Origin of the sequence: Parafrankia colletiae (genome assembly GCF_001854655.1) — a bacterium.
Taxonomy (GTDB): domain Bacteria; phylum Actinomycetota; class Actinomycetes; order Frankiales; family Frankiaceae; genus Parafrankia; species Parafrankia colletiae.
The window spans coordinates 96,920-111,142 of the sequence record NZ_MBLM01000003.1 but is presented as its reverse complement, the minus strand read 5'-3'; the positions used below and the strand labels follow the sequence as shown (position 1 = coordinate 111,142).

Here is a 14,223-nt window from a genome sequence, read left to right as displayed (position 1 = left end):
CGGATTCCGGCTTCGTTTCTGGTTCCGTACTGCCGGGCGAGAATGCGCGGCCGCGGTGGCCGGGCTGCCCTTGTGGGTCGCCCGGCCACCGCGCGAATACCGCGTGCGGCGCGCGCGTCGACTCAGGTGTTCGAGGCGCCCGACAAGGACCCTGCCGAGGTCGTGGACGTCGACGCGGTCAGGTCGTAGAGGGTGACATTGTCGACGGTGGTCGCGGTGAAGTTCTCCTGGACCCAGGCGGCGATCTCTCCGGACGCGGAGCTTCCGCCGTTCTGCCCGCCGAAACCGCCGCCACCGATGAAGTAGTGGATGCGGCCGTCCGCCACGTACTGCTGGAACTGTTCCAGGGTCGGGGACGGGTCGCTGCCGTTGAAGCCACCGATCGCCATCACCGGATCGCCGGTGGCGAGCTGGTATCCGGCCGCGTTGTTCGACCCGACCGAGGCAGCCACCCAGGTGTAGGACGAGGCGTTCTCTTCGAGCATTGCGACGACCTCGTCGCTGGGATCGCCGGCCCCGAGCAGACCGCCCATCCCGCCCCCACCGCCCATCCCGCCCGGCCCGGTGCCACCCGGAGCCGTCGTGCCACCCGGAGCCGTCGTGCCACCCGTCTGGCCCGGGACCTGCTGGCCGCCTGCGCCGGCCCCGCCGCCGGTCTGTGTCCCGGCAGCACCCGGGCCACCAAAGATCATGAGTCGGCCGCCGGGCCCGCCTCCGCCGCCCGGCCCGCCGAGACCGCCGCCGCCCGGTCCGGCCGACGGGATGGAGCCGGTGTGGGGGACGGCCGCCGTCGCCACCGAGTACCCCAGTGGCCCAAGCAGGGCCGCGACCAGTGCCGCGGTTGTCACGACGATCCGCGCGGGCCGGGGCAGCCAGGAGAACACGACGAACAGCAGTGCCGCGGCGAAGCCGGCGATCAGAACCGTCCACCGGATCCAGGGGTGCCAGTCGGACGTCCGGTTGAGCAGGATGAAGGACCAGATCGCGGTCAGGGCCAGGGCCCCGGCCAGGGTGGCCGTGGCGGCGGGGTGCGCCCGCCGGCGCCACAGCGCCGCGCTGCCCATCCCGACGAGAGCGCCGATCGCCGGCGCGAGGGCCACGGTGTAGTACGGGTGGAAGATCCCCTTCATCTGGCTGAACACGATGCCGGTGACCAGCAGCCAGCCACCCCAGAGCGCGAACGCGGCCCGGCCCGGATCGGTGCGCGGCGCCCGCCTCGTCACCCACAGGCCGGCCACCAGTAGCACCAGCGCGGTCGGAATCAGCCAGGAGACCTGCGTGCCCGCCTCGGACCCGAACATCCGGCCCCAGCCGGTGGAGCCCCACATGCCRCCGCCTCCGCCGCCGACGCTCCCGGTCTCGTTGCCGGTCAGCCGCCCCAGTCCGTTGTAGCCCAGCGTGAGCTCGAGGAGACTGTTGTCCTGTGACCCGCCGATGTACGGGCGGGAYGATTCCGGGGCGAGCTCGACGATCGCGACGAAGATCCCGGCCGGGACGACCAGGCCGAGCGCACCGGCGCCGACCTGCCACAGCCGCCGGGTGAACCGGGTGGGCGCGACGGCCAGGTAGACCAGCGCCAGTACCGGAACGATCAGCAGCGCCTGCAGCATCTTGGTCAGGAACCCGAAGCTGACGAACACCCCGGCCCACACCAGCCAGCGGGTGCTCGCGGTCTCGAGGGCCCGCAACACCGCATAGGCGGCGCAGATCAGCAGCAGGACGAGCAGCGCATCCGGATTGTTGAACCGGAACATCAGGGTGGCGACCGGGGTCAGCGCGAGGACCGCGCCGGCGAGCAGCGCCGCGCCCGCGGGGAACGCCCGGCGCACGGTCAGGTAGAGCATCCCGACCGAGGCCACGCCCATCAGCGCCTCCGGGACGAGGATGCTCCAGGAGCTCACCCCGAAGATGCGCGCCGACAGCGCCATCACCCACATCGCGGCCGGGGGCTTGTCGACGGTGATGGAGTTCCCCGCGTCCGACGACGCGTAGAACATCGCCTTCCAGCTCACCGAGCCGGCCTGTGCCGATGCCGAGTAGAAGGCGTTCGCCCAGCCTGAGGCGCCGAGATCCCACAGGTAGAGCACGGCCGTCGCGATGAGCAGCCCGACCAGCGCCGGCCGTACCCAGCGGGGGTCCTCCGGCCGCCCCCGGACCAGCCGGGCCAGCCGCCCCCCGTGCTCCGCCCGCCGATCACCGCGGGACGGCGCACCCGCCACGCCGTGCCGCCGCCCCGGCCCCGGCCCCGGGCGGCCGAGGTCCCCGGTGGCTGCGGGACGACGCGGGTCGGGCTGACGGACATCCGGCATGGTGGCCTGGCTGGCCCACAGATAGCTGGGCTGCTCCGGCCCGGTGTACCGGTCCCTGGCAGGGGCGGGCGCGGCGGCGGGCCAGGGCCCGGGCCCCGCCGCGCCCGGCGGACCGGGGTGGCCGGTCGGAGGTGGCTGCGTCGGTGAGGTCGGCATACGGATCAGCGTCGGATCCGGAGCTGTCCCGGCCGTGTGCCCGGCCTGTGCCTCAGCTGTGAGAGTGCGGGCCCCGGCGCGGAACGGGGACGTTGCCGACGGCATCTCCCGTAAGTCCGGCCGCCTCGGTCCTTCCGGCATGGCCGGCCGCCGTGGACCCGTCACCGAGGGCGATCGCCGGCTCTGGTTCCGCCCGGTGGCGCGGGCCGTCCGCCGCGRCCATCGGGAGGATCACCGTGAACACCGTCTGACCGGGCCTGCTGACGACGTCCACCCGACCGCCGTGCGCCTCCACCACCGCGGCCACGATGGACAGGCCCAGCCCGGTGCTGCCGGCGGCCCGGGAGCGGGAGCTGTCGCCCCGGGCGAACCGTTCGAACACCCGGGGGAGCAGGTCGGGCGGGATGCCCGGGCCGTCGTCGATCACCTGCAGCACGGCGCAGCAGCCGAGCGGGGCGGGCATGCCCGGGGAGCCGGCCGTACCCGGGGCGGCCGGGAGCACCCGGGTTGTCAGCCGGGCCGTGACCGCGGTGCCCGACGGGGTGTGGGCGCGGGCGTTGGCCAGCAGGTTCGCGAGCACCTGGTGCAGGCGTGYCGGGTCTCCGACGGTCGTCACCGGCTCGTCGGGCAGGTCGARCTGGAACCGATGGGTGGGCGCGGCGACATGGGCGTCGCTGACGGCGTCCACCACGAGCCGTGACAGGTCGGCGGCCTCACGGTCCAGCGGCCGGCCGGAGTCGAGGCGGGCGAGCAGCAGCAGGTCGGAGACGAGTGCCGTCATCCGTGCGCTCTCGGACTCGACACGTRCCATGGCGTATACGACATCGGGTGGGACGGGGTCGCGAGTGCGGCGGGTGAGCTGCGCGTACCCGCTGATCGCGGCGAGCGGCGTCCGCAGCTCGTGGCTGGCGTCCGCGAGGAACTGGCGCATCCTCGTCTCGGTGGCGTGCCGCGCGGCGAAGGCCGCTCCGATGTGGCCGAGCATCTGGTCGAGGGCCGCGCCGACCTGCCCGACCTCGGTACGCGGGTCGGTGTCGACGTCCGGTTCGAGCGCGGGGAGGTCGACGGCCCCACGGTGGAGCGGGAGCCTCGCCACCCGCGCCGCGGCGGTCGCCACCCGGCGCAGGGGACGCAGCGTCACCCGGATGATCGCCGCGCCGGCGACCGCCGCGGCGAGCACACCCAGCGCCGCGACGCCGGCGCCGATCCCGGCCGTCCTGGTCAGGGTCGAGCCGAGCTCGTTCATCGGCAGGCCGGTGACGAGGATGGCCCGCCCGTCCGGCTCGGGCCGGGCGATCAGGCGGTAGTCGCCGTGACCGTCGATCGCGTAGGTGTGCGGCTGACCGTCGAGCGGGACCCGCGCCACCGTGGCGAGAACCTCGCCGGAGAGCGTGGTCAGCGACGATCCGTCGCCGATGATCGCGGCGGTGACCCCGCTGATCAGGACGGCGACGTCCTGATCGACGGCGGCGGGTGGGGCCTCGGGCCCGGCGGCCGGCACGGGTATGGGATGCCGCAGCTCCAGGATGGCGCCGAGGGTCCCGGGCGACTGGCCGCGGCCGAGGGCCAGGTCGAGGCGCTGGCTCGCTGTCAGCGTGGACGGATCGAGTTCCGGCCTGAGCACGTCGGCGCTGCTCCCTGGGCCGCCGACGTAGCCGGGCCGCATTCCCGCCGGGGGCAGCAGCAGCACCCCGACCTGGCGCCCGCTCGCGCCCCTCAACCGGTCGTCGAGCTGCTCGACGAGCACACCGCGCAGCGCGACCACCGTCACGAGGACGATCACCGCGGACATGACGGCGAGCAGCGCGAGAAGCAGCGCGAGGAGCCTGGTCCGCAGCGACCACCCGGCCGGGCCGCGCCGCCGCACACCGCTCTTCACGTGAGCTGCGTCGTCGGACGTCGTACGGACTGTGTCGTCGGGTGTACGGGCTGTGCCGTCGGACGTCGACGGGGCCGACGGATCCGCCATCGCGGGACGGCTCAGGTCGCCGGGCGCAGCACGTAGCCGGCCCCGCGCATGGTGTGGATCATGGGAGGATGGCCGGCGTCGATCTTCCGGCGCAGGTAGGAGACATACAGCTCGACGACGTTCACCTGGCCGCCGAAGTCGTAGTTCCAGACGCGGTCGAGGATCTGCGCCTTGCTCAGTACCCGCCGCGGGTTGCGCATGAAGAAACGCAGCAGCTCGAACTCGGTCGCCGTCAGCCGCACCTCGTGCCCGTCCCGGGTGACCTCCCGGCTGTCCTCGTTCATGACGAGGTCGCCGACGACGAGGACCGCCTCATCCGGAGCCGTGGCGCGATGCAGCCTGCGGAGGAGGCCACGCAGCCGGGCGACCAGCTCCTCCAGGCTGAACGGCTTGGTGACGTAGTCGTCGCCGCCGGCGGTCAGGCCGGCCACCCTGTCCTCGACGGCGTCACGGGCGGTGAGGAACAGCACCGGGACGTCGGGGCGCTCCGCGCGCAGCCTGCGCAGGACGTCCAGGCCGTCCATGTCCGGCAGCATCATGTCGAGAACGACCGCGTCCGGGCGGAACCCACGGGCGACCTGCAGTGCTTCGCGCCCGTCCGGTGCGGTGCGGACCTCCCAGCCCTCGTAGCGCAGGGCCATCGACAGCAGCTCCGACAGCGTGTTCTCGTCATCGACGACAAGGATGCGGGGACTCGTCGGCTGCATGGAGTCAGGATGAGAGCGTTTCCTGTGGGTTCTCTGAAGATCTCCTGTGCGCTCGCTGTGTCCTGGACGCCGCCGGGCCGCATGACGGACCTTTTTCGTCATCGGCGGTGATCACACATCGCGTGCCCAGCCCCAGCACAGGTTGCGCACAGCTTCGCGGTGAACTCTCCTCCCCGACGGCGCGGCGACCGACCGGCCGGGACGAGGAGAACGGACATGAGTCACGTCGGGCCCACCGACCCGCCCACGTCCCCACCGTCGAGCGGTGCCGCCCCCGGCGGCCCGTCGTCGTCGTCGGCCTGGCCCGGCCTGGCAGCCCCGCCCGGCCCTACACCTCCGCCCGGCCCGGAGCCAACCCCGATGCCGCCCGTGGCCGCTCCGGCGACCGCTGCCGGCGGGGCCCGGCACTGGGGTCTGGGCCGGACAGCCGTGGTGGGTGCCGCCGCGCTCGCCCTGGCTGTCGGCGCGGCGGCCGCGGTCAACGCGAGCAGCCTCGGCGACGGGCAGGGCGGTGGCAGGCCGGGCGGCCTGCGCGGCATGGGGGGACCGTTCCAGGCCGGCTCCCCGGCTGGCACCGGGACGGGCGTGGGCACCGGTCTCTCCGACGCGCTGCACGGAGAGTTCATCACCACTGACGGTTCCGGCGGCTACCGGACCGTCCGGACCCAGTCCGGCGAGGTCTCCGCGGTGGACGACGCCTCCCTGACGGTGCGCAGCCTCGACGACTTCACCGCCACCTACACCGTTACCGGGAACACCGTCATCGGTTCCGGTTCCGGTTCCGGAGCCGGTCGCGGATCCGCGACCGGCGGGATCGACGACATCGATGTCGGCGACACCGTCCACGTGACGGCGACCGTGCCGGATGGCGCCTCCGCGGGCTCGACCGCCACCGCGACCGCGATCACGGAGGACAGCGCCGACGGCCAGGCCGCGGCCGGCGGGCAGACCGCACCGGGCGGGCAGACCSCCCCCGATGGCCAGAACGGGTCCGGCGGGCAGGGCATGCCTGGCCAGAACGGAGGACAGGCCGGTCAGGGGCCGGGCCAGTTCGGTGGACTGGGCCAGTTCGGTGGGCAGGGCCAGCCGGGCGTGGCACCGGGCGGCGGCCTCCCGGGACAGGGCCAGGGGGGTGCCACCGGCCAGAGTTCCACCACCGGCGGCGGCTCGAGCCAGGCCGACTCCGTGTCACGCCGCGGCGGTACCCCGCCGCCTCCGCCGAGCCTGGCCGGTCCACTGACGCGCCAGGTCGCGCTGGTGGCGCCGCCCGCCCTCCCGGACCGCGGGCGGGGTGGTACCGAGACCGGCACCGCGACAGCGTCCGCCTGAGGTCCTGATCCGGACATCAGACGAGTTCGTTGCGCCGGTTGGGGGCGTTCAGACGGGCCTAGAGTGGACGAATGGCCGTTCGTGTCGTCCTTGCTGAGGACAATGCACTGCTCCGRCATGGTCTTGCGACCCTCATCGAGCGGGCGGACGGACTCGACCTGGTCGGCACGGCCACCGACCGGCCGTCGCTGGAGCAGGCCGTCCGCGATCACGACCCGGATGTCGTGGTCACCGACATCCGGATGCCGCCGTCCCGCTCCGACGAGGGCATCAAGGTCGCCGGGTGGCTGCGCCGCGAGCGGCCTCGGGTCGGAGTGGTCGTGCTGAGCCAGCACGCCGAGGCGACGTACGCGCTGGCGCTGCTCGAAGGCGGCTCGTCGGGCCGTGCCTATCTCCTCAAGGAGCGGGTGGCGGGTGTGGACGATCTGCTCCGTGCGATCCGCGCGGTCGCGGCCGGGGAGTCGGTGATCGACCCGGCCGTGGTGGAGGGCCTCGTCGCCGCGAACGCCCGCCGGCAGCACAGCGAGCTGGACAGGCTGACCCCACGGGAGCTCGAGGTGCTGAGCCACATGGCCCAGGGCTGGAGCAACGCGGCGATCGCCGCGGCGCTCGTCCTGTCCGAACGGGCGGTGGAGAAGCACTCCAACTCGATCTTCGCGAAGCTCGGCCTCACCGACGAGCCGGACCTGAACCGGCGGGTGAAGGCCGTCCTGCTGTATCTGCACTCCGGGCATCGCCCGGCCAGCGGGCCGACGGGGAAGGTAGCCACACCGGGCTGATGACATGGCTGCACCCTTGGGTGCCGGGCCGGGTCCGGCCAGACTGATGTCATGAGCTCCTCCCCGGCGGTCTCCGTGCTGGTCGTCGATGACCAGCGCCCCTTCCGGCTCGCCGTGCGGGCCGTGCTGCGCCGCGCCGCCGGCTTCGTTCTCGCCGGTGAGGCGGAGACGGGCGAGGCCGCCCTGACCGCCGCCGCCGAGCTGCGCCCTGACCTGGTGCTGATGGACGTGAACCTGCCGGGCATCAACGGGGTCGTCGCCGGATCCCGGATCCGACAGGATGYCCCGGGCACGGTCGTCGTCCTCTGCTCCACCTACGGCCGGACGGACCTTCCGGCCGCCGTCGCCGACAGCGGGCTGGACTACCTGTGCAAGGAGGACCTGGCCCCGAACGTGCTGCGCGACATCTGGCACCGGCACGCCCCGCCTCCCAGCTCCGCGCAGGATCTGTAGACGGCCCGCCGGCGGCCCGGCGCCCGCTGTCTCGCCGGGCTTCACGGCGCCGATCCGACGGAGCGGGCTATTCGCCCCGCAGGACAGTGCCGGGTAGCAGCCGCCCCGCCCGCGCGGCCGGCAGTGCGGCGATGACCAGGGCGGTCAGCAGCGCGGCCGGGGGCAGGGCGACCAGCAGGCCGACCGGCACCGCCAGGTCGGTGGACACACCGGTGGCCATGGCGATCTCCCACCAGGCCAGCCGGCCGATCAGCAGCCCGAGCGGGATCCCGACGCCGACCGCCAGCACGGCGGTCACACAGGACGTCACCAGAGGGATCCGCGCGGTCTGCCCGGGCGTGAACCCCAGGGTGCGCAGGATGGCGAGCTCGCCCTGCGCGGAGCGCCAGGTGGTCCCGACGGCGTGGCCGGCGGCGGCGATGGCGAGCGCCGCCAGGACGGTCTGCAGCATCGTCGGCAGTCGCCCCATTCCGCCGAGGTTCGCGACCTCGGTCGGCACGAACCCGGTGTCGATCTCGTACTCGGTGCCGAGGGCGGCGGCGAGGTTGACCGGGTCGACCTGCGGGATGGCCCGCACGAGGGCGCTGCGCAGCGGCTGGGTGCGCTGGACGCGGGCGAGCATGTCGGGCTCCACCAGCATGCTCTCGCCGAGACGCTCGCCGCTGAGGACGGGGCCGATCCCGATGCCGGTGACCCTCAGCTGGGCGTGGCCGCCGTTGTTCGTGGAGACGCTGAGATGGTCGCCGACGTCCAGATCGAGCTGGCGGGCGGCCCGCGGGCCGATCGCCACCTCGTTCGTGCGCCGCGGCGCCGACCCTTCGAAGAGGGTCCAGCCGACGTCGGGCCCGACCGCCCCCGGTTTGGGGGAGAGCGCGTAGACGGCGACGTCAACCCCGGGGTCGACGTCGCCGCGGCCGATCGCGCCCGGCCCGGCGTCGCCGGGCCCGATGCCCACCAGCGTGTCCGGAGCGGGCAGCGCATGCCCGTCCTCGTCGATCTCGACGGTCGCGGTCGAGGCGTCGAGCATGCTGACCGCGGCGACCCGCGGGTCCGCCGCCAGCCGGCTGACGATGTCCGGGCGGGCGTCGGTGATCTCCAGGTCGGCGTTCCAGCCGTACCGGTGCGGATCGTCGGCGAGCCGGCTCATCCCGCCTGCGATCGTCGCGGCGGCGATGAGCCCGGTCACCCCGATGGCCGTCCCGGTGATGGCGGGCCGGCGCGCCGTCACCGCCCGGTCCCGCCCGCGGTCGAGCGCGAACGAGGCGCCGATCCACAGCCAGACGGGGCCCCGTCTGGCCACCGCGTTACCGGGACTGCCGGCTCGGCGGGACACCGGTGCCCCACCTGGCAGGGACCCGCGCGGCGGGCGGGGCTGACCGGGCGCCGCGGACCAACCTGACGTCGCGGACCATCCGGGCGCCGCCGCACCGGGCCGCCCGGTGAACACCCGGCCGAGTTCGCCCGGGCGCTGGCCCGCCCGGATGGCGGTGATGCCCGCGATCAGGGCTGTCGCCACCAGGCCGGCCCCGGCGGCGATGCAGGTCAGAGCGGTGTTCCCGGCGTAGCCGGGGTACGGCTCCATCCCGGCGAGCGGCCCGAGCGGTTCGAACCGGCCCGCGAGCAGGGGACCGGCCGCGGCGACAGCGGCGGCGGCCGCGGCGGCCGGTGCGGCGGCGAGCACCCGGGCACCGGACCGCCCCAGCGCGGGCAGGCCGAGCACCGCCTCGATCTGCTGGGTACGCGCGCCGGCGGCGTGGTGGCGGAAGAAGGCCTGGCTCGCCGCGGCCATCCCCGCCACCCCGACGACAGCGGCAAAGACGATCAGCCCCGTGACCAGGACCCGCTGCGTCGCGGCGATGCGGGCGTCGCCGTCGGTGGCCGGCCGGGCCACCTGCAGCGCGGGGAACTCGCTGGCGAGCGGGTCGGTGCGCAGGCCCAGCCCGATGCGCCGCAGTGCCGAGGAGGCCGTCGCCATGGCCTCCGGGCCCGGCCTCAGCCGCAGCATGACCAGGGTCGTCACGGCGTCGAGCCGCGCGGCGAGCGCCGGGGAGACCACGAGGGGCATCTGTCGGACGTTCTCGCCCGCCATCCGGGTCAGGCCGGTCACCACCAGCTTCAGGACCGGACCGCCTGGCGTCCCGAAACCGGTGTCGAAGTTCAGGAAGTCAGAGGTCGTGAGCAGGCGCAGCGTGATGGTGTCACCGACGTCGAACCCCCACCAGCCCGCGGCCCGCTCGTCCAGCAGCACCTCGTCGGGCGAGCGCGGGTCGTAGCCGCGGCCCTTGACGACCACGGGCGCGTAAAGGTCACGTGGGCCGCCGGTATCCCCCAGGATGCCGATGTAGGAGACGGACGCTCTGTCCTCGATCCGCCCGACCGTGCCGACTGCCGTCCTGGAGCCGACGACGCCCGGCACCGTGGCGATCTGGCGGGCCACCTCCGGATCCCGGCCGAGGTAGTTGACCTGCAGGTCGGGTACGGCGGAGGCGCGTTCGAGACGGTCGTGGGCGGTGGCGGTGCGCCGGATCAGCGTGGCCGTCCCGGCGACGACCCCGACGACCACGCCGATCAGGACGCCGAGCGCGGTGAGGGCCACCCAGCGGCGCCGCAGCTCGGCCCACGCGATCATGCCGACCGCGCCCAGGACGCCTCTCATCGCGCCGCCGGGACGATCCCGAGCACCCGCGTCCCCGTTCCCACCGTGGACTCCCAGCGCAGCGTTCCGCCGATGGCGCCGATCCGGTCCGCCATGTTGGTCATGCCGTGGCCGCGTTCGGATCGCTGCGGGTCGAAGCCGGGCCCGTTGTCACACACAGTGAACGTAAGTGCGCTTTCCTCCTCGACGAGGAGGATGTCCACGGAGCAGCCGGCCGCATGCTTCGCCGCGTTCTGGAGGGCCTCCAGGCAGCAGAAGTAGACGGCGGCCTCGATGTCGGGCGGGTAGCGGCCGATCCCGTCGGCACCGACCGTGACGCCGACAGCCGACCGCTGCCCCGCGGCGCGAAGCGCCTCGGCCAGGCCGGAGGAGCGCAGCAGCGGCGGGTAGATGCCGTGGGCGAGGTTACGGACCTCGGCGATCGTCTCGGTCACCTGCTCGGCCATGGCGGCGAGCAGCTCGTCGGCGGCCGCGGCGTCCTCGTTCCGAGCGGCGGCGGCATCTTCGCCCATGCTGTCCGCGACGAGGTCACGGACCAGCCGCAGCCCGACGGCGAGCGAGACGAGCTGCTGCTGGGCCCCGTCGTGCAGGTCCCGTTCGATCCGCCGCCGCTCGGCGTCGGCCGTGGCCACCAGGCGCGCCCGGGAGACCCGCAGCTCGTCGTTGGCGTGACGCAGGTCGGCGAGGGCGTCCCGCAGGTTGGCGTCCAACTGGCGGTTGTGCAGGACGGTGCCGAGCCGGGTCCCGAGCTCGGCCAGCATGCGGTCCTCCTGCTCGGAGAAGCGCGGCGCCTCCGGCGGGCGGCTCACCACGAGCATGCCGAGCAGCGCGCCGCCGGCGCGGGCGGGGATCACCCGCACCTGCAGGTCACCGTGCCTGCGGGCGAGGTTCGGCACCCACAGGGCGAGCCAGCCGGGCCCCGCCACCCGGGTCCGGGCGAGCGCGACCAGATCGGCCACGGTGAGGTTCATCGCCGACCCCACCTGCACGCCACCGCCCATGGCGTCGCCGTCGCCGTCGCCGATGGCGACACCGACGCCCGCGGGCGGGGTGCCCTCGACGTCGGGAAGGACGACGGCGGCGGTCAGGCGGCCGGCGGCTCCGGTCCAGATCTCCACCCGCTGCAGCGTCAGGCCGCGCCGCAGCGCTTCGCCGAGCCCGCGGAGGGCTTCGTCCAGGCCGACGCCACGGCTGGCGTCCTCGCCGAACGTCCGCAGGACGTCATCCGGCGCGTACCGGGCACCTCGTACCACGCCGAGAACCACATTCAGGGTGCGGGCCCGGGCGCCCGCCGCCGTGGCCGCGGCGAGTGCGGTGGCGATCAGCACCGGGCCGGTGAAGTCCTCACCGCCGTCGAGCGGGCGGTGCCCCAGCACTGCCAGCGCGGCCGTCAGGCCCAGTGCGGCGACCCCGGCCAGGCAGGCCAGGTCCGCCGCGATCATCAGGGCCTGCTCGGACCGCAGCCGGGCCCAGGGAACCCAGCCGGCGCCCACCCCGACCACGAGCAGCACGACGTCCACCGTCAGCGGGACCGACCAGCCGGGGCTGTGTCCACCGAGCAGACGGGGGGCCGCGCACATCGCGGTCACCGCCACGGCGGCCAGCAGCGCGGCCGAAGCCAGCTGGCGGCGCGGATGCGTCATGCCACCACCTCGGACGCCCCGGCCGGCTCGGACGCCCGGGCCGGGTCGGGTGCTGCTGACGCCTCGGGCGGGGCGGAGACCCGGCCGTCGCGCATGGTCACGATCCGCTCGGCGCCGGCGGCGACCTGGCGGTCGTGGGTGACCATGAGGATGGTCTGGCCGCGGCGGTGCAGCCGGGTGAACAGGTCGAGGACCTCGGCGGCCCCGGCGGAGTCCAGCGCACCGGTCGGTTCGTCCGCCAGCAGGACCGTCGGCTCGTTGGCCAGCGCCCGCGCGATGGCCAGCCGCTGGCGCTGCCCGCCGGAGAGCGTGCCGGGCAGCGCGTCGGCCCGCTCCAGCAGACCGAGCAGGTCCAGCAGGTCGTGCCCGCGCCGGCCGGCGGCCCGCCGGCCGGCCCCGGACAGCCGCGCCGCCAGGACCACGTTGTCCGCGACCGTCATCGTCTCGAGCAGGTGGAAGAACTGGAACACCATGCCGACGTGGCGGCGGCGCATCCGCGCCAGGTCGGCCTCCGAGCGGGCGACCAGTGACATGCCGGCGACCGTCACGGCCCCCTCGTCAACCCGCTCCAGGCCGGCGACGACGTTCAGCAGGGTCGACTTCCCGCTCCCGGACGGGCCCATGACCGCGACGAACTCGCCGCGCGCGACCGTCAGGCCCGCGCCGCGCAGCGCGTGCACCGGCGCGGTGTCGGCGGCGAACGTCCGGTAGACCGAACGCAGCACGACCACGGGGCTCTCCGCATCCCCTGGCACCGCGACCGCCCCCCCTGGTGTCGCGCCCTGGGCGCGGCACGTCCCCGTCTGTCCGTCGGCCCGCCGCCTGACGGCCTTCCGTCGGTCTGTTCTCCGGCGGCCCATCCGCCGGCCGGATCGGACTGCTCATTTCACCCGATCGCGGCCTGTCGGGGAACACCCGCGACGCGGCGGGCGTCCGGCCCAGGTCGTGCGCAGACCGGAACCTGGCCTCCTGTGGCTTCTGGGTGGGACGGAAGTCGTTGCGCCACAATGGATGTGGTTCGTGTGCTGTGGGTCGGATGTGGTCTGTCGCCAGCCTGACCGCGAAACTCGCTCGATTTGGGGGGTTCACCTGCGCAGACTGGGTACGTGCAGCCAATGGCCCGTCACCGTCGTCCCGTCTCGCCCAGCCGGACCTCACGCCCGGGCAGCCGCGGCCGCGTCGCGCGTCCCGCGGTCGCCGCGGCGGCCACTGTCGTGGCGGCCGGCGCCGTCACCGTCGGCACGGCGTTCGCCGTATCCACGGGGCCGGCGCCCGCGAGCCGGATTCCCGTGCCGAGGGCTGACGTCATGACCGCCTCGATCGACCGCCCCGGCGCCGTGCCGCCCTCACCGAGCGAGTCCGCGGTGATCGCGGAGGCGGTGCGGAGCAGCTCGCTCACCTCCGCCGTGCCATCGCGCAGCTACCAGGTGACGGGGACGGTGCTGGCCGCCTCCGACCAGACCTGGGCCTGGGTCGAGCTCGTGCCCGTGGTCGACGACGTCGACCGCGCCGAGGCTGTGCTGCACCGCGGCGAGGCGGGCTGGGAGCTGGTGCAGCTCGGCAGCTACGAGGTCGGCTGCGGCCTCGTGCCCGACAGCGTCGCCACTGATCTCGACCTGGAGTGCCCGGACGACACGCCCCGGTACGACGCCTGAGTCAGCCCGTCCGGCTCAGGCGATTGTCGGGGTCGTCCTCCGCTCAGCGCTGCTGCGGTGGAGCCATCCCGGTGGGCCGGCCGGAGGCGAGCAGGTCCCGGATCTCGATGAGCAGTCGGGCCTCGTCACTGATCACCGGCTCCTCCTCGACCGGCTGCGGCTCGCCGCGCCGCCGCAGCTCGTTCGCCTTCGCGATCGGGAGGACGACCAGGAAGTAGATCGTGGCGGCGACGATCAGGAAGGCGAGCACATCGTTGATGAAGGTGCCGTAGCGGAACACGCTGCCGTTGATCTTGAACGTCAGGCCGTCGAAGTTCGGCTCCCCGCCGATGGCGGCGATCAGCGGGGTGAACAGGTTCTTCACCAGTGAGGTGACGACGGCGGTGAACGCGGTGCCGATGACCACCGCGATGGCCAGGTCGACGATGTTGCCCCGCATCAGGAACTGCTTGAAGCCCCGCAGCCCCGGCCCGATCAGGCGGGTGGGTGTCTCGACGACCCCGCGCCCCCTGCCGGCGGCCCTCTCCCATCCGGACATGCCCGCACCTCCGCACTCTGGACGTCCCA

At 74.1% G+C, this 14,223-nt stretch carries 12 protein-coding genes; 4 read left to right on the top strand and 8 right to left on the bottom strand.

Annotated elements, in window-relative coordinates; all coding sequences use genetic code 11:
• Positions 1–122: 122 nt before the first annotated feature.
• The 3 genes from CC117_RS02805 to CC117_RS02795 form a co-directional block, all read right to left on the bottom strand.
• Complete coding sequence (locus CC117_RS02805) at positions 123–2,465, bottom strand: ArnT family glycosyltransferase (RefSeq protein WP_071082277.1); 2,343 nt, start codon at positions 2,463–2,465, stop codon at positions 123–125.
• A gap of 52 nt (positions 2,466–2,517) precedes the next feature.
• Positions 2,518–4,257, bottom strand: coding sequence for a sensor histidine kinase (locus tag CC117_RS02800; RefSeq protein ID WP_456320342.1), 1,740 nt, complete (start codon positions 4,255–4,257; stop codon positions 2,518–2,520).
• A gap of 188 nt (positions 4,258–4,445) precedes the next feature.
• The gene (locus tag CC117_RS02795; RefSeq protein WP_071082163.1) at positions 4,446–5,141 is read right to left on the bottom strand and encodes a response regulator transcription factor; all 696 of its coding nucleotides are present in this window, start codon (positions 5,139–5,141) and stop codon (positions 4,446–4,448) included.
• Between the two features lie 216 nt (positions 5,142–5,357).
• On the opposite strand from CC117_RS02795, the gene CC117_RS02790 reads away from it, so the two are divergent.
• From CC117_RS02790 to CC117_RS02780, 3 genes are all read left to right on the top strand, one after another.
• On the top strand, positions 5,358–6,470 hold the full coding sequence (locus CC117_RS02790) for a hypothetical protein (protein WP_131802997.1): 1,113 nt from the start codon (positions 5,358–5,360) through the stop codon (positions 6,468–6,470).
• 71 nt (positions 6,471–6,541) lie between these two features.
• Positions 6,542–7,249, top strand: coding sequence for a response regulator transcription factor (locus CC117_RS02785; protein WP_071082161.1), 708 nt, complete (start codon positions 6,542–6,544; stop codon positions 7,247–7,249).
• A 51-nt stretch (positions 7,250–7,300) separates the two neighbouring features.
• Positions 7,301–7,702 carry a response regulator gene (locus CC117_RS02780; protein ID WP_071082160.1) on the top strand — a complete coding sequence of 134 codons (402 nt, stop codon included), beginning with the start codon at positions 7,301–7,303 and terminating at the stop codon, positions 7,700–7,702.
• Positions 7,703–7,769: 67 nt separating this feature from the next.
• Here the strand turns inward: CC117_RS02780 and CC117_RS02775 are convergent, their stop codons facing one another.
• From CC117_RS02775 to CC117_RS38530, 4 genes are all read right to left on the bottom strand, one after another.
• Positions 7,770–10,358 carry an ABC transporter permease gene (locus CC117_RS02775; protein WP_241829775.1) on the bottom strand — a complete coding sequence of 863 codons (2,589 nt, stop codon included), beginning with the start codon at positions 10,356–10,358 and terminating at the stop codon, positions 7,770–7,772.
• Positions 10,355–12,001 (bottom strand): sensor histidine kinase, encoded by a 1,647-nt coding sequence (locus CC117_RS02770; protein ID WP_071082159.1) that lies wholly within the window; start codon positions 11,999–12,001, stop codon positions 10,355–10,357. Before CC117_RS02770 ends, CC117_RS02775 begins: the two co-directional genes overlap by 4 nt.
• Positions 11,998–12,732, bottom strand: a complete 735-nt coding sequence (locus tag CC117_RS02765) for an ABC transporter ATP-binding protein (RefSeq protein WP_407673456.1) — start codon at positions 12,730–12,732, stop codon at positions 11,998–12,000. Before CC117_RS02765 ends, CC117_RS02770 begins: the two co-directional genes overlap by 4 nt.
• Before the next feature lie 392 nt (positions 12,733–13,124).
• Positions 13,125–13,310 carry a hypothetical protein gene (locus CC117_RS38530; RefSeq protein ID WP_241829774.1) on the bottom strand — a complete coding sequence of 62 codons (186 nt, stop codon included), beginning with the start codon at positions 13,308–13,310 and terminating at the stop codon, positions 13,125–13,127.
• Here CC117_RS38530 and CC117_RS38525 point away from each other — a divergent pair.
• Positions 13,309–13,656, top strand: coding sequence for a hypothetical protein (locus tag CC117_RS38525; RefSeq protein WP_241829773.1), 348 nt, complete (start codon positions 13,309–13,311; stop codon positions 13,654–13,656). The two genes, CC117_RS38530 and CC117_RS38525, sit on opposite strands and share 2 nt — an antisense overlap.
• 43 nt (positions 13,657–13,699) lie before the next feature.
• Here CC117_RS38525 and mscL read toward each other — a convergent pair whose 3' ends face one another.
• Positions 13,700–14,194 carry a large conductance mechanosensitive channel protein MscL gene (gene mscL, locus CC117_RS02755; protein ID WP_198541703.1) on the bottom strand — a complete coding sequence of 165 codons (495 nt, stop codon included), beginning with the start codon at positions 14,192–14,194 and terminating at the stop codon, positions 13,700–13,702.
• Positions 14,195–14,223 lie beyond the last annotated feature (29 nt).

Excerpts from the sequence above, each read along its gene's own strand:
- CC117_RS02795 (WP_071082163.1), bottom strand. The coding sequence starts at position 5,141 with ATGCAGCCGACGAGTCCCCGCATCCTTGTCGTCGATGACGAGAACACG.
- CC117_RS38530 (WP_241829774.1), bottom strand. The coding sequence starts at position 13,310 with ATGACGTCAGCCCTCGGCACGGGAATCCGGCTCGCGGGCGCCGGCCCC.
- CC117_RS38525 (WP_241829773.1), top strand. The coding sequence starts at position 13,309 with ATGACCGCCTCGATCGACCGCCCCGGCGCCGTGCCGCCCTCACCGAGC.
- mscL (WP_198541703.1), bottom strand. The coding sequence starts at position 14,194 with ATGTCCGGATGGGAGAGGGCCGCCGGCAGGGGGCGCGGGGTCGTCGAG.
- CC117_RS02770 (WP_071082159.1), bottom strand. The coding sequence starts at position 12,001 with ATGACGCATCCGCGCCGCCAGCTGGCTTCGGCCGCGCTGCTGGCCGCC.
- CC117_RS02775 (WP_241829775.1), bottom strand. The coding sequence starts at position 10,358 with ATGAGAGGCGTCCTGGGCGCGGTCGGCATGATCGCGTGGGCCGAGCTG.